The organism is Mycobacterium sp. MMS18-G62 (genome assembly GCF_053877835.1).
Genome location: NZ_CM132662.1, coordinates 4,561,977 through 4,583,616 on the forward strand (window position 1 = coordinate 4,561,977; position 21,640 = coordinate 4,583,616).

At 64.7% G+C, this 21,640-nt stretch carries 21 protein-coding genes; 9 read left to right on the plus strand and 12 right to left on the minus strand.

The genetic code is table 11. The features are described from left to right. Positions 1–11: 11 nt before the first annotated feature. Genes ACWW36_RS22720 through ACWW36_RS22740 form a run of 5 tightly spaced genes read right to left on the minus strand, consistent with a single transcriptional unit; the run spans position 12 to position 2,869 of the window. Complete coding sequence (locus tag ACWW36_RS22720) at positions 12–239, minus strand: DUF167 domain-containing protein (RefSeq protein ID WP_456138220.1); 228 nt, start codon at positions 237–239, stop codon at positions 12–14. Next, positions 236–547 carry a hypothetical protein gene (locus tag ACWW36_RS22725; protein WP_456138221.1) on the minus strand — a complete coding sequence of 104 codons (312 nt, stop codon included), beginning with the start codon at positions 545–547 and terminating at the stop codon, positions 236–238. Before ACWW36_RS22725 ends, ACWW36_RS22720 begins: the two co-directional genes overlap by 4 nt. A 9-nt stretch (positions 548–556) precedes the next feature. Then, positions 557–1,246: a YwaF family protein gene (locus ACWW36_RS22730; RefSeq protein ID WP_456138222.1), complete on the minus strand. Its 690-nt coding sequence runs from the start codon at positions 1,244–1,246 to the stop codon at positions 557–559. Continuing rightward, on the minus strand, positions 1,233–2,432 hold the full coding sequence (locus ACWW36_RS22735) for a lipid-transfer protein (RefSeq protein WP_456138223.1): 1,200 nt from the start codon (positions 2,430–2,432) through the stop codon (positions 1,233–1,235). The genes ACWW36_RS22730 and ACWW36_RS22735 overlap by 14 nt, the downstream gene beginning before the upstream one ends. Beyond that, positions 2,429–2,869, minus strand: a complete 441-nt coding sequence (locus tag ACWW36_RS22740; protein WP_456138224.1) for a Zn-ribbon domain-containing OB-fold protein — start codon at positions 2,867–2,869, stop codon at positions 2,429–2,431. Before ACWW36_RS22740 ends, ACWW36_RS22735 begins: the two co-directional genes overlap by 4 nt. Positions 2,870–3,027: 158 nt before the next feature. Between ACWW36_RS22740 and ACWW36_RS22745 the strand changes: the two genes are divergently transcribed. Together ACWW36_RS22745 and ACWW36_RS22750 are read left to right on the plus strand one after the other, a co-directional pair. Further along, on the plus strand, positions 3,028–3,417 hold the full coding sequence (locus tag ACWW36_RS22745; RefSeq protein ID WP_456138225.1) for a hypothetical protein: 390 nt from the start codon (positions 3,028–3,030) through the stop codon (positions 3,415–3,417). Positions 3,418–3,432: 15 nt separating this feature from the next. Beyond that, a complete protein-coding gene (locus tag ACWW36_RS22750; protein WP_456138226.1) occupies positions 3,433–3,918 on the plus strand; it encodes a hypothetical protein in 486 nt (161 codons plus the stop codon). On the opposite strand, the gene ACWW36_RS22755 is transcribed toward ACWW36_RS22750, so the two are convergent. Continuing rightward, positions 3,915–4,577, minus strand: coding sequence for an alpha/beta fold hydrolase (locus ACWW36_RS22755; RefSeq protein WP_456138227.1), 663 nt, complete (start codon positions 4,575–4,577; stop codon positions 3,915–3,917). The genes ACWW36_RS22750 and ACWW36_RS22755 overlap by 4 nt on opposite strands. Continuing rightward, the gene (locus tag ACWW36_RS22760; protein WP_456138228.1) at positions 4,574–5,713 is read right to left on the minus strand and encodes an FAD-dependent monooxygenase; all 1,140 of its coding nucleotides are present in this window, start codon (positions 5,711–5,713) and stop codon (positions 4,574–4,576) included. Before ACWW36_RS22760 ends, ACWW36_RS22755 begins: the two co-directional genes overlap by 4 nt. An 88-nt stretch (positions 5,714–5,801) precedes the next feature. On the opposite strand from ACWW36_RS22760, the gene ACWW36_RS22765 reads away from it, so the two are divergent. Both ACWW36_RS22765 and polA read left to right on the plus strand, forming a co-directional pair. Beyond that, positions 5,802–6,692 carry a LysR family transcriptional regulator gene (locus tag ACWW36_RS22765; RefSeq protein WP_456138229.1) on the plus strand — a complete coding sequence of 297 codons (891 nt, stop codon included), beginning with the start codon at positions 5,802–5,804 and terminating at the stop codon, positions 6,690–6,692. Between the two features lie 81 nt (positions 6,693–6,773). Next, positions 6,774–9,446 (plus strand): DNA polymerase I, encoded by a 2,673-nt coding sequence (polA, locus tag ACWW36_RS22770; protein WP_456142584.1) that lies wholly within the window; start codon positions 6,774–6,776, stop codon positions 9,444–9,446. Here the strand turns inward: polA and ACWW36_RS22775 are convergent. Next, a complete protein-coding gene (locus ACWW36_RS22775; RefSeq protein WP_456138230.1) occupies positions 9,443–10,603 on the minus strand; it encodes a PrsW family intramembrane metalloprotease in 1,161 nt (386 codons plus the stop codon). The two genes, polA and ACWW36_RS22775, sit on opposite strands and share 4 nt — an antisense overlap. A gap of 168 nt (positions 10,604–10,771) precedes the next feature. Between ACWW36_RS22775 and rpsA the strand changes: the two genes are divergently transcribed. Further along, a complete protein-coding gene (rpsA, locus tag ACWW36_RS22780; RefSeq protein ID WP_456138231.1) occupies positions 10,772–12,220 on the plus strand; it encodes a 30S ribosomal protein S1 in 1,449 nt (482 codons plus the stop codon). 12 nt (positions 12,221–12,232) lie between these two features. After that, positions 12,233–13,393: a dephospho-CoA kinase gene (coaE, locus tag ACWW36_RS22785; protein ID WP_456138232.1), complete on the plus strand. Its 1,161-nt coding sequence runs from the start codon at positions 12,233–12,235 to the stop codon at positions 13,391–13,393. 2 nt (positions 13,394–13,395) lie between these two features. On the opposite strand, the gene ACWW36_RS22790 is transcribed toward coaE, so the two are convergent. Then, positions 13,396–13,932, minus strand: coding sequence for a hypothetical protein (locus ACWW36_RS22790; RefSeq protein ID WP_456138233.1), 537 nt, complete (start codon positions 13,930–13,932; stop codon positions 13,396–13,398). 355 nt (positions 13,933–14,287) lie between these two features. Here ACWW36_RS22790 and ACWW36_RS22795 point away from each other — a divergent pair, with 355 nt between their 5' ends. Further along, positions 14,288–15,691: a HAMP domain-containing sensor histidine kinase gene (locus tag ACWW36_RS22795; RefSeq protein ID WP_456142585.1), complete on the plus strand. Its 1,404-nt coding sequence runs from the start codon at positions 14,288–14,290 to the stop codon at positions 15,689–15,691. Here ACWW36_RS22795 and ACWW36_RS22800 read toward each other — a convergent pair. After that, positions 15,652–16,341 carry a response regulator transcription factor gene (locus ACWW36_RS22800; RefSeq protein ID WP_456138234.1) on the minus strand — a complete coding sequence of 230 codons (690 nt, stop codon included), beginning with the start codon at positions 16,339–16,341 and terminating at the stop codon, positions 15,652–15,654. The two genes, ACWW36_RS22795 and ACWW36_RS22800, sit on opposite strands and share 40 nt — an antisense overlap. A 516-nt stretch (positions 16,342–16,857) precedes the next feature. Between ACWW36_RS22800 and ACWW36_RS22805 the strand changes: the two genes are divergently transcribed. Further along, complete coding sequence (locus ACWW36_RS22805) at positions 16,858–17,508, plus strand: MspA family porin (RefSeq protein WP_456138235.1); 651 nt, start codon at positions 16,858–16,860, stop codon at positions 17,506–17,508. Positions 17,509–17,831: 323 nt separating this feature from the next. Further along, entirely contained in the window at positions 17,832–19,088 is a 1,257-nt protein-coding gene (locus ACWW36_RS22810) for a COG4705 family protein (protein WP_456138236.1), read from the plus strand. A 140-nt stretch (positions 19,089–19,228) separates the two neighbouring features. Here the strand turns inward: ACWW36_RS22810 and ACWW36_RS22815 are convergent, their stop codons facing one another. Both ACWW36_RS22815 and ACWW36_RS22820 read right to left on the minus strand, forming a co-directional pair. Continuing rightward, complete coding sequence (locus ACWW36_RS22815) at positions 19,229–19,936, minus strand: ABC transporter permease (protein ID WP_456142586.1); 708 nt, start codon at positions 19,934–19,936, stop codon at positions 19,229–19,231. A gap of 329 nt (positions 19,937–20,265) precedes the next feature. Further along, complete coding sequence (locus ACWW36_RS22820; protein ID WP_456138237.1) at positions 20,266–21,219, minus strand: undecaprenyl-diphosphate phosphatase; 954 nt, start codon at positions 21,217–21,219, stop codon at positions 20,266–20,268. Positions 21,220–21,640: the final 421 nt, after the last annotated feature.

A 21,640-nucleotide genomic window follows, 5' to 3' on the forward strand; every position in this document is an offset into this window, starting at 1 on the left:
TCGACGCAGGGTCAGCCCACCCGAAAGCGCTTAACATGTGATGTCGCGCCAGATATCAGCTCTACGCGGCTGCGCGGAACACCTAGATGCTTGGCAAGCACCTTCACGACGGCGTCGGTCGCCTTGCCCTCGACAGCTGGCTCGCGGACGTAGACAGTTAGTTCACCGTCGTCACCAGCTTCGACCAACGGACCCTTTCGGCTATTGGGTTTAACTCTGACGACAACGGTTTCGGTCATTTCGCGGCTGCGCGTGCCTCAAGCGCGTCGAGCACCTCGGCACGCTCCGGAGGAACACCGACGTGCATCATGACACCGACGGCGACCGATTCGAACTCGAACGTGAAGAACGCACAGCACTCGCTTTCGCGTCGCGCCAGATCGCGAGCGGCGGCCTCGGCGTCGCCGGGGAGAACCAGGTTCAGCAGCGTCGGCTCGCGCCGCTCGGCTCGCACGACGCCGGTGAACAGGTCGTCGAACTCCGCCACCCGCAGCGGGCGTTCAGACGTCGGCAGCGTGCACGCGGCCGGCGCCCAGTCATCTGCCATCACCCGAGGCTAGCCCGAGACCCGTATCCGCTGCCACGGCCAGGTCATCACTGCCCAGGTGAGGAGTATCAGCGCGGTGGCGACGAATACATAGACGGGCCACGGCCCGAAGAAGTCCAGCAGCGACGCGGTGGCGGGTTTGCGGTTGAGAAATCCGTAGTTGGTGCCGGCAATCGTGTTGAACGTGAACGTGACGACCGCCCACCCCGCCGTGACGATGACCGCGATGCGATAGCTGCGCCATGTGGGCCGCATACCCCGACCCCACGTCAGATAGATCGCGGCCCAGACCACGAGCAGGTGAATCGCCCAGAATGCGATGAATTGGTAGTGCGGGAAGTCCGGGCTCTCGAGAGCCGGTGAGATCAACGCCTGGGTGCTCAGCACCAGGCCCCAGTAGTAGGTAAGCGCGTAGGCCCAGTGCCGCCGCGACCACAAGGCGATGGCGCCGGCAACGGTCGCGAGGTCGGTCAGTTGCAGCGGTACCGACCGATAGATCGACGGCGGGATGAGTGTGTAGACGAGGATCGCGGCGTAGATGACAGCTGTCGCTGCTCCGAGCACGCGGCCGAGGCGCCTTGCCTGCGGTTCGGTCTGCTTGCGTCCGACCCACACCAGCAAGGCTGCGCCGACCACGAACACCGCGATGACGCCCCAGTGCGAGGGGCCGTATTGCTCGAACTGCCTAGCGAGCGACAACGACCGACGAGCCGTGGCCGAACAGCCCCTGGTTGGCGGTCACACCCACCTTGGCGCCCTCCACCTGGCGACCAGTGGCCTGGCCCTTCAGCTGCCAGGTCAGCTCGCAGACTTGCGCGATCGCCTGTGCAGGAATCGCCTCGCCGAAGCAGGCGAGGCCGCCGGACGCGTTGACCGGGATGCGGCCGCCGATGGTCGTCGCGCCGCTGCGCAACAGTTGTTCGGCTTCACCCTTCGGGCACAAGCCGAGATGCTCGTACCAATCCAATTCCAGCGCCGTGGACAGGTCGTAGACCTCGGCCAGGCTCAGGTCTTCGGGCCCGATACCCGCCTCGGCATAGGCGGCGTCGAGGATCTGATCCTTGAACACCCGATCCGGTGCGGGCACCACCGCGGTGGAATCCGTTGCGATGTCGGGCAATTCGGGTAAGTGCTGCGGATACTTCGGCGTCACCGCCGACACCGCGCGCACCGACGGCACACCGTCGAGCGAACCCAGATGCTTCTTCGCGAACTCGGCGCTCGCGACGATCAGCGCGGCCGCGCCGTCAGACGTTGCGCAAATGTCAAGCAGCCGAAGCGGATCCGACACCACTGGGCTGGCCAGCACATCGTCGACGGAGGCTTCCTTGCGGTAGCGCGCGTTGGGGTTGTTCAGGCCGTGACGCGAGTTCTTCACCTTCACCGCGGCGAAGTCTTCCAGCGTGGCGCCGTAGAGGTCCATGCGGCGACGCGCCAGCAGCGCGAAATACACCGTGTTCGTCGCACCGATCAGATGGAAACGCTGCCAGTCCGGGTCGTTCTTGCGCTCGCCGCCAACCGGGGCGAAAAACCCCTTCGGAGTGGTGTCGGCGCCGATCACCAGTGCGACGTCGCAGAACCCGGCGAGGATCTGCGCCCGCGCGCTCTGCAGCGCCTGGGAACCGCTGGCGCACGCGGCATACGACGACGACACCGGCACGCCGTTCCACCCGAGTTTCTGCGCAAACGTCGCTCCCGCGACGAAGCCGGGATAGCCGTTGCGGATGGTGTCGGCGCCGGCGACGAGTTGGATTTGGCGCCAGTCCAGCCCTGCTTCGGCCAATGCGGCCCGCGCCGCGGCCACGCCGTATTCGGTGAAGTCGTTGCCCCACTTGCCCCATGGGTGCATGCCTGCACCGAGGATGTACAGAGGTTCGGGACTCATGAGGCAATCCTCCACACGTAGACGATGCGCTCGACACCGTCGTCGTCGACGAACAGCGGCATGGTGGTCAGCTCCATCTCCATGCCGACCTTCAAGTCCGCCGCGAGCGTGCCCTCGACCACCTTGCCCAGCACGATCAGCCCTTCGTCGGCCAACTGCACGGCGGCAACGGCGAACGGCTCGAAGGGATCTGGGGACGGATACGGCGGCGGCGGGGCATACCGGTTTTCGGTGTAGCTCCACAGCGTGCCGCGCCGCGACAACGGCACCTGGGCCAGTTCGTCGCCATCACAGGCAGGGTTCGGGCAGTTGTTGGCCCGCGGCGGAAACACGTACGTCCCGCACTGGTGGCACTTGCCGCCGATCAGGTACGGCTCACCAGACCCGTCGGTCGCGAACCAGCCATCGATCGCCGGTTGAGTAGATACAGCTGACACGCGGTCAGCGTACCGACTCCCGCCGCGAAACTGAAACGTGTTCCAGTTTCACGGCGCGCGGAGGGAAGTTTGGGATCGGTAGCGAACCGGCCCGTGTGCAGTTATCGCCGGGTAGCGTCCCGGGCAACACCGGGACCCGAAAGAAACGGAGACCTCCGATGGGACTGTTCGACAAGGCGAAGAAGGCGGCGCAGCAGGCACAACAGGCATTCGCCCAGCCGACCGCACCGCAGCAGGGTGACGGCATGGTGCACGTGAAGGGCGCCGGACCGATCGACCCGTCGATCTTGGGCGGCCCGTCCACCCGTTCGGTCGCATCGGACGATCCGATCTGGCAGCCCATCAACGGGATCTCGCTGCAGGACTACGCGGAGTTGGCCCGCGACGCGCAGGCCCGCGGCGTCACCGACGAGGCAGGCATGATCGCCATCGCCCAGGAGAAGGGCTGGAATCCGGCGGACACCAAGGCGGCCCTCGACGGCTGGGTGCAGCGGATGGGTCAGTCGATGGCCGTCGGACAGCAGTTCCGCAAGTTCCTCGGCTACTGACCGGGACTGGTCGACATGCCTAATCCGTTCAAGGACTGGGCGCGGATGTACGGCGCCAACAAGCAATACCTCGAGTCGCAGGGGCGGCCGTCGTCGTTCTTCGGCCAGATCGCCGACATCCCCAACCAGATGCACGAAGCGGCCAACGCCACCGAGATCGGCATGAAGATGATGCGCCATGCGCAGCTGACGAATGGTGCGGGTCTGCGCGCCACCGTCACCGTCGAGGGCGTATGGCAGGTCGGGTCGTACATGAACATGTCTCCCGTGCTGCGTGTCCAGGGACGTGTCGAGCGCGAAAACGGCACCCCGGTCTACGGCGCCGTCTTCGACGAGGTCGTCGCGCAGATGCATGTCGCACGGGTACAGCCGGGCACGAAGCTCGCCGTGTTCGTCGACCCGCAGAACCCTGTCGACATGGCGATCGACTGGATCCGCACGGGCCAGCTCGCTTCGCCGCCCGGAGCTGCCCCGGGCGAGCCGGGGGCACGGCCCTACTAGACGCCCAGCAGGATCTGCAGGAGTTCGTCGGGGCAGTCACGTATCAAGTTGTGCGCGCCGTCGAGCACCTGCGTGTCCCAGGACGGATCGCGACTCACTCGCGCGAATGTCGTCGCGAACGGCGACTTGCCGTCCCACTTCGCCGCATACACGTAGACGCGGCGACGGAACTCGGACAGGTCGCCCGTCAACCGGACGGGTTGCATCAGCGACGCAAGTGGGTGCGCGGTGGCGCGGGAATCGAAGAACGGCAGTGGCGGAACGCCGTAACCCGTGTCGTCCACGGACGTGTACCACTCCCTCTGCTCGTCGGTCGTCAGCGTCCAGCACGACTCGCCGTCCCGCGGCACGAACGCGTCCAGATAGACCAGTGAATCTACTTGGTGTGCAACACGATCCGCGATGCCAGTGATCACCATGCCGCCGTAACTGTGCCCGACGAGCACCGCGCCGCTGACGTCGTGAACCGCCATCTCCGCCAGCGCGTCGGCGATATGGGTTTCCAGATTCACACCGGCGTGCAACAAGTGCGCCCGTTCCGCAACACCGGTCAGCGCCACAGGCACCACCCGGTGCCCGTGCAAGCGCAACGCGTCGGCCAGATCGTCGAAACACCACGGGCCGTGGCAGGCGCCGGGCACGAGGACATATGTGGTCATCGGCGCACCTTGTCCGCTTGCGTGTCCTGACGATATTTGCCGGTCACCCGGGCCAGATCCTCCGGCCTTTGGGTCGCGCCTGCGACATGCATCTCGCGATTGGCCTCGACCACGTCCGCGGTCTCACGACGACGGATGTCCTCGTAGGACCGCAAGCCGCCGTCGAAATCATCGGCCAGCTCGTCGGCGAGCACCCGCGCGTCGACGATCGCCTGCGAACCCCCGTTGGCGCCAACGGGATACATCGGATGGGCCGCATCGCCGAGCAGCGTCACCCGTCCGCGTCCCCACCACGGCAGCACGTCGCGGTCCACCATCGGATACTCCAAAACGGGCTCCGTGCGGCCGACTAGATCGGCGGCATCCAGGAAGCCCAAATCCCAACTCTCCAAGTGCTTTACCACTTCGGACTTGTCGCCGGGCTTGTTCCACTTCGCGTCGCCGGGCAGCGGTCCGGGATCCGCTTCTGGCATCATGACGACCCAGTTGATCAGGCCGCCGCCGATCGGATACGTGACGAGGTCGACACCCTGCGGGTCCTTGACGATCACCATCGTGCGGCCGTCGAGAAACTCGCCTGCAGTCGCACCCCTGAACATCCGCACGCCCGACCACAACAACGGATCCGGCTCTGGATGCAGCTGCGCCCGCACCGCCGAATGAATGCCGTCGGCGCCGACGAGCGCATCCGCCGTGAAGTCCCCGGCCGACGTGTGCGCCCGCACCTTGCTGTTCGATTCGTCAAAGCTGTGCAGCTCGGCACCCGTACGAACGGCGTTGGGGCCCAGCCGTTCTCGCAGTGCTGACAGCAACAGCATCTGCAGCTCGCCGCGGTGTACTGAATACTGCGGATAGCCGTAGCCACCATCGATTCCGCGTGGCTCACGGAACAGTAGATCGCCGTCGGTGTCGAAATACGAGATCGTGGTGGGCGCGACGGCGACCTGCGACAGCTCCTCACCAAGCCCCAGCTCGTAGAGCAGGCTGACGGCATGCGGAAGCAGGTTGATTCCGACCCCCAACGGCCGTAGTTCCGATGCACGCTCCACGACGGTCGAATCGATGCCGCGGGCATGCAACGTCAATGCGGCGGTCAGGCCGCCGATACCCGCTCCGGCAATCAATACGTCAGTCATGTTGTCCTCCTTCCCTCGATATCCAGGGTCGGCGGCGAGGCTCTATAAGTCCAATATCGATTTGAGCCAGAAACTATAATCATTGCTTATGGAACTTCGGCAGCTCGAATACTTCGTCGCCGTCGCCGAGGAGGCCAACTTCACGCGAGCGGCCGAGCGCATCCACGTCGCACAGCCGGCTGTCAGCGCGCAGATCCAGCGGTTGGAACGCGAACTCGGCCAGCCGCTGCTGGACCGGTCGCGCCGCACCGTGCGGCTGACCGCAGCGGGCGAGGCCGCGCTGCCGTATGCCAAGGCGGCGCTCGCGGCCGTCGCCGACATCCATCTCGCGGTCGAGGAGCTCACTCAATTGGTTCGCGGCACCGTGACGATCGGCGCGGTGACATCGCACAGCGTCGACATACCAGCGCTGCTGGCCGATTTTCACGAAAAACACCCGAACGTCGAAATCACGCTCAGCACAGACAGTTCCGACGCGCTGATCGAGAAGGTGCGCACCGGCCGGCTGGACGCCGCGATTGCCTCTGTCGGGCCCGATGAACAACCCGAAGGCCTCGACGTGGAAGTGGTCACGGACGAGGCCATCCAGGCGGCCGTCTGCCTGACCGACAGGCTCGCCAAGCGAAAGACGGTCCGATTGACGGATCTGGCCGACCGGCCGCTGATCACGCTGCCCGTCGGAGCAGGCATCCGACATCAATTCGACATCGCCTGCGCCAGGGCGGGCGTGTCCCCACGGATCGCGTTCGAGGCCAGCACACCGCTGGCAGTCGCCGACCTCGCCGAGCGAGGACTGGGTGTGGCGATCGTGCCTGCGTCGGTCCCGCGAGGTCGCTCCCAACTGCATGCGCTGACGATCGATCCGCAACTGCGCGGACGGCTCGTGCTGGCATGGCGGTCGCAAGGTCCGATGAGCCCGGCGGCACGCGTGCTGGTCGACAAAGCTCGGCGACTACTGCGTGTCAGCGCGGGTGCATAGAGTAGGGCCGTGAGCCCAGCCAGCACCGCTACCGACAAAAAGACGGCGCCCGACACCGCGACGGACCAGAAGCCGACATTGATGCTGCTGGACGGTAATTCGCTGGCATACCGGGCGTTCTATGCGCTGCCCGCGGAGAATTTCAAGACCCAGGGCGGGCTGACCACCAACGCGGTCTACGGCTTCACCGCGATGCTGATCAATCTGCTGCGTGACGAGCAGCCGACGCACATCGCCTCCGCATTCGACGTATCGCGTCAGACGTTTCGCGTCGACAAATATCCGGAGTACAAGGCCGGCCGGTCGTCGACGCCCGACGAGTTCCGCGGGCAGATCGACATCACCAAGGAGGTGCTGGTCGCGCTCGGCATCACCGTGCTCGCCGAACCGGGCTTCGAGGCCGACGATCTCATCGCCACGCTGGCCACCCAGGCCGAAAACGAGGGATACCGCGTGCTGGTCGTCACCGGCGACCGCGACGCGCTGCAACTGGTCAGCGACGACGTTACGGTGCTGTACCCGCGCAAGGGCGTCAGCGAGCTGACCCGGTTCACGCCCGAGGCGGTCGTCGACAAGTACGGGCTGACCCCACAGCAATATCCCGACTTCGCCGCCCTGCGCGGCGACCCCAGCGACAACCTGCCCGGCATCCCGGGTGTGGGGGAGAAGACGGCGACCAAGTGGATCGCCGAATACGGCTCGCTGCAGGCGCTGGTCGACAATGTCGACACCGTCAAGGGGAAGGTCGGCGACGCACTGCGGGCCAACTTGTCGCATGTCGTGCTGAACCGCGAGCTCACCGACCTGGTCAAGGACGTTCCGCTGGCGCAGACGCCCGACACGCTGCGCATGCAGCCCTGGAACCGCGACCAGATCCACCGCCTCTTCGACGACCTGGAGTTCCGGGTGCTGAGGGAGCGCCTGTTCGAGACGCTGGCCTCCGCCGACCCTGAGGTCGACCAGGGTTTCGACGTGCGCGGCGGCGCGCTCGAGGCAGGCGAACTGGCAGCCTGGCTGGCCGAGCACAGCCAGGGCAAGAGGTCAGGCCTCGCGGTGGTGGGCACCCATCTGGCGTTCGACGCCGACGCGACAGCGCTGGCCATCGTCACTGCGGACGGCGACGGCCGCTATATCGACACGGCCACCCTGACCGCCGACGACGAAGCCGCGCTGGCGTCCTGGCTGGCCGACCCCGAACAGCCGAAGGCGCTGCACGAGGCGAAGCTCGCCATGCACGACCTGGAGGGCCGGGGCTGGAAGCTCGCAGGCGTCACCTCGGACACCGCGCTGGCCGCCTATCTGGTGCGTCCCGGGCAGCGCAGCTTCGCGCTCGACGACCTGTCGCTGCGTTATCTGAAACGAGAGTTGCGCGCGGATAACCCTGAGCAACAACAGCTTTCGCTGCTCGATGACACCGACGGCGTCGACGATCAAGCCGTCCAGACCGTGATACTGCGGGCAAGCGCGGTGATGGATCTGGCCGACGCCCTCGACCAGGAGCTGACCCGCATGGAATGCGCGTCGCTGCTTGGCGATATGGAGCTGCCGGTTCAGCGGGTGCTCGCCGAGATGGAGAGGGCGGGAATCGCCGTCGACCTCGAGCAGCTGTCCGAGCTCCAGAGCGAGTTCGCCAACCACATCCGCGACGCCGCCGAGGCCGCGTACTCGGTGATCGGCAAGCAGATCAACCTCGGCTCGCCCAAGCAGCTACAGGTGGTGCTGTTCGACGAGCTGGAGATGCCGAAGACCAAGCGCACCAAGACGGGCTACACGACGGATGCGGACGCGCTGCAGTCGCTGTTCGACAAGACCGGCCACCCGTTCCTGCAGCATCTGCTCGCCCACCGGGACGCCACGCGGTTGAAAGTCACTGTGGACGGGCTGCTGAACTCGGTGGGCTCCGACGGCCGGATTCACACGACGTTCAACCAGACGATCGCCGCGACCGGGCGGTTGTCGTCGACCGAGCCGAACCTGCAGAACATCCCGATCCGCACCGAGGAGGGCCGTCGGATCCGTGACGCGTTCGTCGTCGGCAAGGGCAGCCAGGGTGACTTCGACGAACTGATGACCGCCGACTACAGCCAGATCGAGATGCGCATCATGGCGCACCTGTCCAAGGACGAGGGCCTCATCGAGGCGTTCCGCACTGGCGAGGACCTGCACTCGTTCGTGGCGTCACGGGCGTTTTCGGTGCCGATCGACGAGGTGACTCCCGAACTGCGGCGCCGGGTCAAGGCGATGTCGTACGGACTCGCCTACGGGCTGAGCGCCTACGGCCTGGCGGCGCAGCTGAAGATCTCGACCGAAGAGGCCAAGGTGCAGATGGAGCAGTACTTCGACCGGTTCGGTGGGGTGCGCGACTACCTGCGCGATGTCGTCGACCAGGCCCGTAAAGACGGCTACACCTCAACGGTGTTCGGCAGGCGGCGTTACCTGCCGGAGCTGGACAGCAGCAACCGCAACGTCCGAGAGGCCGCCGAACGGGCCGCGCTGAATGCGCCGATCCAGGGCAGCGCCGCTGACATCATCAAGGTCGCGATGATCAACGTCGACAAGGCGCTCAAAGACGCCGGCCTGAAATCACGGATGCTGCTTCAGGTGCACGACGAGCTGCTGTTCGAGATCGCACCGGGGGAGCGCGACACTCTGGAGAAGCTCGTCAAAGACCAGATGTGCAGCGCCTACCCGCTGGACGTGCCGCTCGAGGTCAGCGTCGGCTACGGCCGTAGCTGGGATACGGCCGCGCACTAAGGCGACCGGTAACCGGCCAGCGACTGCAGGGCCGGCGCCGCGGCCCGCGCGGCCGCGACCGCGTTCACCTCTTCCTGCTGTAAGGCGAACACGCGATGATCGCCGAAGCCGCGATCGATGCGATCTCGCACGAACGCCAGTTCCACCACCTGGGCGGCGAAGTTCTTGACCGCCTTGCCCGCGGGCCGTCCGCCGGACCGGGTCGCCTCGTTGATCGCCAGCTTCCTGGCGCGCATCGAGCCAAGCCAGCTCGCCTCATTGGGCGTCACCAGACCCGCCGCGATCATGCCGGGCAGCTTTTCAGCGACAACTCGCTGCTCCCTGCGGCGACTCTGCACGCCGAGCACGATCACCAGCACGAAGACCGGCACCATCCACAACGCGTAAATGAGGAGATACGCCTCGACGCCCCCAAGCGACGAGGCGTTCCAAAGCCCGTGCATGAACACCGCACCCAGATAGCCGAGCACGATGCAGCCGGCTTTGGCCGCGGCGTTTCGCTGCTGCATCGCGAAGTACACGCCGATCCCGAACATCGTCGTGAACAGCGAGTGCGCGAACGGCCCCATGATCAGCCGGAGGGCGGCGGTGAAAAGCGATTCGGACAGCGACGCGCCGTCGGCGATGTAAAGGATGTCCTCAAGCCAGGCGAAACCCGCTCCGACGAGTCCCGCGTAGACCAGGCAATCGGTCAGCGAGTTGAGCTCGTTGCGGCGCCGGCCAGTCATCATCAGCAGCAGGAAAAGGCCCTTGGCCGCCTCCTCGGTCAGCGGCGCCCCGAGCACGAGCGAAAATGAGCTCACCTCGCCCGTCTCACCCGGGTTGATCACCGATTCGGCGAATATCTGGATCGTCGAAGCAACGACGACGGCGACTGAGGCACCCCAGAGGAACGCGAAGACGAGCAGCCGTGGCGGTTCCGGTTCCCACCGGTCCAACCACACGTACGCGAGCACCACGATCGTCATCGCCACGCTGGACAGGACGAACCCGATCGACGTCCCGGCCGGGTTCACCGCCGTCAGCACGATGACGATCAGCCCCGCGACGGTGCCGAGGAGGATGAGGACCACCAACGGCGCCCCGACCTTGCGGATCTTCCTCTGAAACGGCGGAGCGTACGCATGCAGTTGCTGCGGAGCGCCTGCGGATGACACCAGAGGAGCGTAGCCCCGGCCTGATCATGATTTGGCAGCTGGGGAGACCGAGTTTGTCCAGCATGTGCACAGTCGAGTAACCTCGACGGGTACCCGTCTGTGCTCGATCGCGGGTAACACCAATAACAACTGTCCCTACGATCCAACCTGTCCGGAGCAACCCACCACATGCCAAGTCCCTCCGTCACCTCGCCGCAAGTAGCCGTCAACGACATCGGCTCGAGCGAGGACTTTCTCGCCGCCATCGACAAAACCATCAAATACTTCAACGATGGCGACATCGTCGAAGGGACGATCGTCAAGGTTGACCGTGACGAAGTCCTGCTCGACATCGGTTACAAGACCGAAGGCGTCATCCCTTCCCGTGAGCTCTCCATCAAGCACGACGTCGACCCCAACGAGGTCGTTTCCGTCGGCGATGAGGTCGAAGCTCTGGTCCTTACCAAGGAGGACAAGGAAGGCCGCCTGATCCTGTCCAAGAAGCGCGCTCAGTATGAGCGGGCCTGGGGCACCATCGAAGAGCTCAAGGAAAAGGACGAGGCCGTCAAGGGCACCGTCATCGAGGTCGTCAAGGGCGGCCTGATCCTCGACATCGGCCTGCGCGGCTTCCTGCCGGCGTCCCTGGTCGAGATGCGTCGCGTCCGCGATCTGCAGCCGTACATCGGCAAGGAGATCGAGGCCAAGATCATCGAGCTCGACAAGAACCGCAACAACGTGGTGCTGAGCCGCCGCGCCTGGCTGGAGCAGACCCAGTCCGAGGTGCGCAGCGAGTTCCTCAACCAGCTCACCAAGGGCGCCATCCGCAAGGGTGTCGTGTCCTCGATCGTCAACTTCGGCGCCTTCGTCGATCTCGGCGGCGTCGACGGCCTGGTGCACGTCTCCGAGCTGTCCTGGAAGCACATCGATCACCCGTCGGAGGTCGTCAACGTCGGCGACGAGGTCACTGTCGAGGTGCTCGACGTCGACATGGACCGCGAGCGGGTTTCGTTGTCGCTCAAGGCGACTCAGGAAGACCCGTGGCGCCACTTCGCCCGCACCCACGCCATCGGCCAGATCGTGCCGGGCAAGGTCACTAAGCTGGTGCCGTTCGGCGCGTTCGTCCGCGTCGAGGAGGGCATCGAGGGCCTGGTGCACATCTCCGAGCTGTCCGAGCGCCATGTCGAGGTCCCGGACCAGGTGGTCCAGGTCGGCGACGACGCGATGGTCAAGGTCATCGACATAGACCTGGAGCGGCGCCGCATCTCGCTGTCGCTCAAGCAGGCCAACGAGGACTACAACGGCGAAGAATTCGAAGCCTGGAAGTACGGCATGGCCGACAGCTACGACGACCAGGGCAACTACATCTTCCCCGAGGGCTTCGACGCCGACACCAACGAGTGGCTCGAGGGCTTCGAGAAGCAGCGTGAAGAGTGGGAGTCCCGCTACGCCGAGGCGGAGCGCCGCTACAAGATGCACACCGCGCAGATGGAGAAGTTCGCCGCTGCCGAGGCCGCTGCGGCCGAGAAGGCGCCCTCGGCAAACGGCGCCTCGCGATCCGAGGAGCCGCAGGCCGGGGGCTCGCTTGCGAGCGACGCCCAGCTCGCTGCGCTGCGGGAGAAGCTGGCCGGCAGCGCCTAACCGGCCTGCCGCATGATTCGCATCGGTTTGACCGGCGGTATCGGCGCCGGCAAGTCGACGGTGGCCGCCACGTTCAGTGAATGTGGCGGCATCGTCGTCGATGGGGACGTCATCGCCCGCGAGGTCGTCGAACCCGGAACCGAGGGGCTTGCTCAGCTGGTCGAGACGTTCGGCGAGGACATCCTGCTGCCCGACGGCGCGCTGAACCGGCCTGCGCTGGCCGCCAAGGCGTTTGTCGACGACGAGCAGCGGGCCAAGCTGAACCAGATCGTGCATCCGCTGGTGGGCAAGCGTCGTCAAGAGATCATCGACGCGGTGCACGACGACGCCGTCGTGGTCGAGGACATCCCGCTGCTGGTGGAAACCGGTATGGCCCCGATGTTCCCGCTCGTTGTGGTCGTGACCGCCGACGTCGAAACCCGGGTCATTCGGCTCGTCCAGCGGGGGATGGACGAGGCCGACGCTCGCGCACGCATCAAGGTCCAAGCGCCCGAAGAACAACGGCGCGCGATAGCCGATGTGCTGCTTGATAATTCGGGGTCACAGGGCGAACTCGTCGAGAAGGCCCGCGACATTTGGTACAACCGCGTGTTACCGCTGGCGCACAACATCCGCACCCGGCAGTGCGTGCAATACGACTACAAGGTGGTGCCGTACGACGCCACATGGCCGGAGCAGGCGCAACGGATCATCAAACGCATCCAAACCGCATGCGAGGCAAAGGCTTTACGTGTCGACCACATCGGCTCGACGGCGGTGCCCGGCATGGACGGCAAAGACGTCATCGACATCCAAGTGACGGTTGAATCGCTTGATATCGCCGATGAACTCGTGGACCCGCTCACGAACGTCGGCTATCCGCGAATCGAAGGCATCACCACCGACGCGCCGCACACCGGCGATCCGGTGGTGTGGTCCAAGCGATTTCACGGAGCGGCCGATCCCGGTCGGCCCGCCAATATTCATCTGCGGGTCGATGGTTGGCCGAATCAACAGGCCGCGTTGCTGTTCCCCGAATGGCTCAAGGCCAACGCGGATGCACGCGACGAGTACGTGGCGGTCAAGAGGAGTGCGGAAGCCTCACTCGACTATGTGCAAGCCAAGGAGCGGTGGCTTTCCGACGCCTACCGGCGGGCGTGGGAGTGGGCGGACGTCACGGGCTGGCGGCCGTAGCTTTAGGTAGCGGGCGCTGGTTGTTCGGCGGGCGGCGCCGCCGCGTCAGCGCTCGTCGCGGCCGGTCCGGGGACGGCGGTGTCCACGGGCGCTCCGCATTGCAGCACCCCGTACAGCGGATCGTTCTTGGGCCGTAGCAGCCTCGGCGCGATGAACTGATCGGCCTGCGCGACGATTTCGTCGTCGACGAGGATCTCGCAGTGCAGATTCGACCCATACGGCCATTGAATGGACACTTCCATGCCGGCCTGCTTGGGGTCGGCCAGCACCGTATTCACCTCGAAGGTGCTTCCCGGCAGCAGCGTCGGCTGCTCGCTGTTCACGTTCGTGTCGTCGATCTTGTATGCGACCACCGCACCCCGCGACGTCCCGTCGGCCCGCGCGCGGTAGATCACGTTGTGCAGCACCCCGTCGGCGGACACCGGCTGCGGCTCGGGCGGCGGCGGGTCGGCCAGCGCGGTCGCAGGGGTTAACTGCGAGCCTGCCAGTAAAACGGTCACGGCCCCGACAGCCATCCATATCCGGGTGGTCGAGCTCATGCCAGCCGACATTACCCGCACGCGTCCCGGTGGCCACATCGTTGCCAGCCCTTGCGGTCATTCCGGCTGGCAGTGAGGACACCACAGCGTGGTCCTGCCGCCAGGACGTGCGGTTGCGGTTGTACAGGCACTTCAGAAATGCCACGGCGGTTTTGCAGGCTGGCCTGGGCGTTAAGCGTTAGTGGCGTCTAGGCTCAGCGTCGTCCGCGCGATGTTGCGGCCACAATCGGGATCGCCGGTGAAGGGAGTTTCCACGCAAACCGGTAGCTACGGGGCGGAGGCGGCAGAACCGCGGCATCGACCGTTCGTGGCCTCGCAAACGACACGCCTCCGGCAGGTCGGTGCGACGCGCCCGATTGCCGGGTGGCGCCGCGTTTTGTCCTGGCTGTCACTTCGGCGGTGGAGTATCGCTGCTCGTTCGGCGTTTATCGCCGGAGCGGTCGTGTTCATCGCGCTGGCGGTGGTGGGCGCCGGATTGACTGCTCTGCTGTATCAGGTGCTCCTGGCAGGGGTCGACGATGCTGCATCGCGTCGCGTCGGTGACGTCGTGGCCGGACTGGCGTTCGACTCGGCCGCGGACCTGGACGCTCCGCTGTTGGACACTGACCAACGGATCGTCGCAGTGCAGGTACTCGACGACCATGGAAACGTCGTGGCGCATTCCGACGGCACGCCGGCATCTGCATTGGTGGCCCCCAGCGAGATCGGGTCGACGATGCGCGTTGGTCTTACCGATGACGCGCCGCCGGACAATGATCAGCGCGTCAGCGGGCGGACGATAGATACGAAGTTCGGCCGGTACACGGTGCTGGTGGCCGGTGACATCGAGGCCGTTGAGTCAACGGTGCATACCGCTCTTCTGTTGCTGGCGGGGGCGTGTCCTGTCGTAGTCGCGGTCGCGGCGATTTCGACCTATCGGTTGATGCGCCGATCTTTGCGGTCGGTTGACGCTATCCGAGCCCGGGTCGCCGAGATCAGCACCTCTGATTTGACCGAGCGAGTGCCGGTGCCGCCCGGACGCGACGAAATCTCGGCGCTGGCTACCACGATGAACGACATGTTGGCTCGCATCGAAAGCGGACATGCGGCCCAGCGCCAATTCGTCGGGGATGCATCGCATGAGCTTCGTAGCCCGCTGACGGCGATCATCTCTGCCCTCGATGTCGCCGTCGCCCACCCGGAAGTATTTGATCTCAACGTGGCGACGAGCACCCTCGTCCCTGAAGCCGAGCGGATGCGGGTCCTCGTTGAGGATCTGCTGCTGCTGGCCCGCGCTGACGAGGGCAGACTGGCGATGCACCGCGAGCCGGTTCGGCTTGACGACATTGCAACCGGTGAAGTCGTGCGCCAGCGTCGCATCGGACACCGCGACATCGATATCAGTGCCGAGCCGACCGAGCTGCGCGGCGACAGCGCAGCATTGTCGCGCCTGGTGCGCAATCTGCTGGAAAATGCTGCGCGGCATGCCCGTTCCCGTGTCGAAGTGACCGTACGTCCTCATGGCGAGCACGCGGTCGTGATGGTCGCCGACGACGGCCCTGGTATTCCCGAGTGCGATCGGATCCGGGTATTCGACCGGTTCGTCCGGTTGGACAGCGACCGGGCACGCACCAGCGGCGGCACGGGCCTCGGGCTGGCCATTGTCGCCGAGATCGCGACCGCGCACGGCGGCACTGTCACGATCGGTGACCAACCCGGAAAGGGCATAGTGGTGACGGTTCAGCTACCGCTGACCAAGTTGCCCGACTCCAACCGGTAGCCCACCCCGCGCACCGTTTCGATTGTGTTGGTGCCGAACGGCACGTCGATCTTGCGCCGCAGGTAACCGATGTAGACCTCGACGACGTTGTCGGCGCCGCCGAAGTTCTCATCCCAAACGCTTTGCAGGATTTGGGTTTTGGTGCACACAGCATCGGTGTTGCGCATCAGGTATTCCAGCAGGCCGAACTCACGCGGACTCAGATCGATCGGCATGCCTGCACGCGCAACCAAGTGCCGAGCCGGGTCAAGCACCAGGTCGCCGACGGTAATGACTGCGGGCCGTTGTGGTGCGCCGCGACGCACCAAGGCGCGTAACCGAGCGACCAGCACCACAAACGAAAACGGCTTGATCAGGTAGTCGTCAGCGCCGAGGTCGAACGCGTCGGCCTGGTCGTACTCGCCGTCTTTGGCGGTCAACATCAGCACTGGTGTCCAGATCTGGCGCTCCCGGATCCGCCGCAAAATCTCGTAGCCGCTCGGACCGGGCAGCATGATGTCCAAGATGATGACATCGAAGTGATGCTCAGTCGCCTGCCATAACCCCTCGGTGCCAGTCTCGGCGTGCACCACGACGAACCCTTCGGCGCGCAGGCCCACCTTCAGGCTGGCGGCGACGTGGGCCTCGTCTTCGACCAACAGCACCTTCACTGCACCGAACTCCCCTGTCGTCTGTGCGACATCTCCACGCCTGCATGTGCCGGGGCCGGCGCACCTGCCTAGTGGGAGAACGCCACGGCTCTGCGGTGTCAACGATGAGCAGCGATGGACTCGAATGAGCATCTTGGTGCGCCGGCCGGTCGTCACTTAGCGCCGACAGCGCCACGATGACAGAGCGGCACTGAGAAAACGCTGAGGGGTACTCGAGCAGCAAGCGCGTGTCGCACTCCTCTCGTCGCGGGCCTCTAGCGGCTTAGCACATCGAACCCTGTCGCGCAGCCGAATGCTCTTGGGGTTTTCTCAGCGGTGATCTGCCAGACTGCCAGCCTTGTTGGAACAACGACGCATCAGATGTTGCGCCGGGACTTCAGCTGCGGGGGCAGCAAGGGCCAGAGATGTCTCGTTGGAAGTCCGCGGTCATCGATGAAACAAGCACAACTTCACTATCGATAACGACACCAGCGACCTGCTGGTGTAACGGAGCCAGGCAGAAGGGTTGGTAACAACATGAAGGCAATCAGTCGGGTGCTGATCGCGACGATTGCGGCCATCGCGGCTCTGTTCGTGAGCACTGGCACCTCTCACGCAGGTCTGGACAACGAACTGAGTCTGGTTGATGGTCAGGACCGGACGCTGACGATCCAGCAGTGGGACACCTTCCTCAATGGTGTGTTCCCCTTGGACCGCAACCGGCTGACTCGCGAGTGGTTCCACTCGGGCAGCGCGGTGTACAACGTGGCCGGCCCCGGTGCCGACAAGTTTGAGGGCACGTTGGAGCTCGGTTACCAGATCGGCTTCCCGTGGTCGCTGGGTGTGGGCATCAACTTCAGCTACACCACGCCGAACATCCTGATTGACGACGCGTCGATCGCGCCGCCGCCGTTGGGTAACGGGTTCGCCCCGCTGGGTTCGATCATTACCCCGAACCTGTTCCCGGGTGTGTCGATCAGCGCTGACCTGGGTAACGGCCCCGGTATTCAGGAAGTGGCGACCTTCTCGGTGGACGTCTCCGGTCCGCACGGCAAGGTGGCGGTGTCCAACGCGCACGGCACGGTGACCGGTGCGGCCGGTGGTGTGCTGCTGCGTCCGTTCGCCCGCCTGATCTCCAAGGCCGGTGACAGCGTCACCACCTACGGCGAGCCCTGGAACATGAACTAACTCTCTCTGGGGAGGGTGAAGACAGCCCCTGCGTCCGCCAGGCGTGGACGTAGGGGCTGTCGTTCCGATGTCGCTGTTATCTTTAGATCCCGCAGGCCTTCCCAGCGTTTCGTCAGCGACACAAAGTTGAATCTGTTGCATCGAAAGCTGATCTCAGCGTCCTATCAACGCCGCGCCGCGAACTTGCTTTCATGGTCGCTCTGACGCTTCGGTGGCGTCACCAGACGGTCCTGTCCGCGCTTCGCGACAATTGCTAGTCCCCGCAACAAGCGTTAACAAGCTCTCAGCGTGCTATCAGCGGTGCAGCGATACCGTCGGGCCCCGTGGCTGAGACGACACCGACCGATGCCGTCGCTACTTCGCGTGTCTTGTTCAGCAAGGTACCCGAGGTCACCGTGTGGTTCTGGGTCATCAAGATCCTGTGCACCACCGTCGGTGAGAGCTTCGCCGACTGGATCAACATGACCTTGGGTGTCGGATTGACGGCGACCGCCCTGATCTTCACCGCAGTCCTCCTTTTGGTTCTCGCATGGCAGCTGTGGCTGAGTCGTTATGTGCCGCTGGTCTACTGGCTTGCCGTCGTCGTGCTCAGCGTGACCGGCACCCTCTACACCGACATCCTCACCGATGATCTGGGTGTTCCATTGGCCGTGAGTACAAGCGTCTTCGCCGCAGCCCTGGCAGCGGTGTTCGGCGTCTGGTACGCCCGCGAGCGGACGCTTTCCATCCACAGCATTGTGACGCGGCCCAGAGAGTCGTTCTATTGGCTCGCTGTTCTCGTCACGTTTGCCCTTGGCACTGCAGCCGGTGATTGGACATTGCAGGTCACTGGCTGGACACCTGGTATGTCGGTGCTCCTGCCAGCTGGATTGATTGCCGCCGTTGTGATCGGGTGGCGGCTGGGCGCAAACGCTGTGTTGAGCTTCTGGCTCGCGTACATCCTGACCCGCCCGCTGGGTGCAAACCTCGGCGATTGGCTCGCATCCTCCAAGATTGATCACGGCCTTGGCTTAGGGACCGCAGTCACGAGCGCGATCTTCCTCACCGCGATCCTCGCCACCGTTGTCTACCTGACAGTCAGCCGCGTCGATGTCATGGAAAACCGCCAGGGCGCCGATATTGCGGCGGCACCGGCCAATTCGAATCGCGAACGGATCATGCACGCCTACTTCGTTGTGGTCGCTGTAGCCGCCGCGGCGCTACTCGTCTGGGCCGGGGGTCGACCGCACGCGACCGCAGATAACGAAGAAGAGACCGGCGCGTCGCCCGCTACCGCCACAATGGCAGCGGGCCAAGCGCAATCGCATTTCCCGCCGGCCGAAATGACGAAGTTCCGCATCATCGCTCAAGACACGCTCGCGAAAGTGCAAGCCGGCGATCAGACCGCCGCGACAACCAGGATCACGGATCTCGAAACCGCATGGGACGACGACGAGGCCACTCTGCGGCCGATGGACGAAACGGCGTGGCACGCACTCGACGTTCAAATCGACAGCGTTCTTCACGCGGTGCGCGCCAGCCAACCCGACCTTTCAACGGAGACACAGACACTCACCGCGCTACTGAACACCATTCGCTAATAGGACCGTGGACAACGACGCGAGGTGATCGACGAAGTGGCCTGCCGTGGCGCGCAACTCGTGATTTCTGGGGGCGGGCGCCAATCACCCGACAATCTGAACCAATCCGACGCCTGCCGGCCTTGAAGGCCCTACTGCCTCTAGTACCTCATGGAACCGTGGCGTCGACTGATACGACCCCGCGCGAGTAGTTCCCCGGTTAGCGCGACAGCGCAGCCTTGGGCCAGCAGAAGTCCGATGAGTACCAGAACCTGCACGGCGGCAGCCTGAGCCGCCGATCCCGTGGCCAACAGCACACCTACGAAGGCTCCCGGAAGTGTGACCAGTCCGGCGGTGCGGGCTTGATCGATATTGGGCAGTAAGGCGTCGGCGGTGGCCCGTTCGATCACTAGTCTGCGGGAATCGCGCTCGACGATGCCCAGACTGAGCGCCGCTTCGACCTCACCGAGCCGCAGTGTCAACGTGTCGAGGCCACGCCGCGCGGCGACGGCGACAGCGGTCATGGTGCCGCCGAGGATGATGCCTACGGTCGGTATCAGCGCCGCGCCTGTGAGGGGAACTAAGCCGGTCAGCAGAAGCAACGGGATCACCGCCGCCAAGCCGGCGGCCAGCGGCACCGCCAACCAAAAAGATCCGCGGTCGGCTTGGCTGCGTCGAGCCGCCGTGACGGCGGCTACAACGAACATGACGGCCAACACCAACATCGATGACCACAGCCGCGTCATCGCTGCCGCCAATACCGCCGATATCCCCGCCAACTGGGCGGCCGCTCGCGCGGCAGCGACCGGTACGGTCCACGCTTTCCCTAGTCCGGCCAGCCGGTAGATCACGGCGGCGGCCACCGCCATCACCACGCAGACGACGATCAACGTCGGCCCGAGCACGGCGGCGGTCACCGAACCAGTGTCGCCCGGCACGGCGGCTCACTTCCCGGACCCCCTTGTCCGATCCGTCCACAGCGGCTTGAAGCGACGCAGTGAGTCCGGCCCCCACCACGCTGGTTTCGTCAGCTCGGGCAGGTACTACAGCCCTGCGGCCAAAGGACGAATCAGCCTGGCACGATATCGACGCTCAAGAGAGACAGCGTCGGACCTTAATCGCCAGCCGCGGGATCCTTGGGCTCAGAGGAAGTCCTGACTGCACGAATTCGTCTGACGGGTAATTTCCGCCCAGGATCTCAGCGTGTTGTCAGCCAGATCATGCTGCCCGCACCGGCAAGCATGCAGTACACGGCGAACGGGGTGAGGGTTCGCGTCTCGAAGTACCGGGTGAGAAAACCCACTGCGAACAAGGATGTCAAAAAGGAAACGGCGCTGGCCGCCAGAATCTGACTATGAATTCCCTCGCCCAGCGGCCCGAATAGGTCTGGAATCTTCAGGACACCGGCAGCCAAGATGACAGGCGTCGCCAGGAGGAAGGCGAACCGGGCCGCCTCAGCATGTGACAATCCGCGCAGCAGGCCCGCGACAATCGTTACGCCAGAGCGACTAATGCCCGGGAGCAAGGCCAGAATCTGGGCTGATCCGATAGTCACACCCTGCTGCATAGCTTGCCGGGCGATCCGCTGGTCATCAGCCGAAAGCCTGCCAACAACGGACTCGGGCGATGGCTGGGTTGCCGAGGCACTCGAAAACCCTTCGGGCGGCATGGTAACCGCCAAGGGCATCTCGCGGCGCCGGCGCAGCCGCTCGCCGACAAGCAAGATGACCCCGTTGGCGAGCAGGAACGCAGCAGCGGGCACTGGTTTACCCAGCGTTGTGCGAAACAGATGCTCCAGAGCCAGACCCGCGATACCGACCGGAATCGTCGCGAGCACGAGCAGCCACGCTAACCGCTCCTCAGGAGTTTGCACCCTCCGGTGACGAACCGAGCTGATAAAGCCCGCGATCACTGCGATCCAGTCCCTCCAGAAGAACACCAACAATGCCGCCGCTGTCGCAACATGTAGACCAACGATGAACGCCAGATACGGCGATTCCGGCGTCGAGACATTCAAGTCACGGGCCCACTGTCCACCGATCAGCGCCGGTATGAGCACCGAGTGTCCAAGACTGGATACCGGAAACAACTCGGTAATTCCCTGCAAGGCGCCAATGATCAGAGCCTCGGCATAGCTCAGGTGATGGACCACTGTCTTGTCCTCTCATAGGTCAGCCCCGGTTTGCAAAGCCATCCAGCGTCGGCTGAACGTCATTGGCGCACAAGCCAAGCGCAGCCACGGTAAACGAAAACGTCCACGTTCAGCGCTTCACGCGATGACATCACCGTTGATGTCTTAGTCCACAGTCGCAGCCAACCTCTGCGACCCGCGTCGATGATGTCCGCCCTTCCAGCCCGCGACGACATGCCTCAAAGACGCACAGCGCCAACAGAATAGGACCACTTCTGTTTGTACTGCGTGCCTGCGCGATCTACTTGTGTGGCGCTTTCACTGTTGGCGACGCGGATGCGATCTCCACCGAGGGTGGAGGAGTCGTTATTGTCGAGGTGCCGCCCAGGGTCATCGAGCTAGACAAGGGCGCGACTCTTGGCGATACAGCCAGCGCATCGAC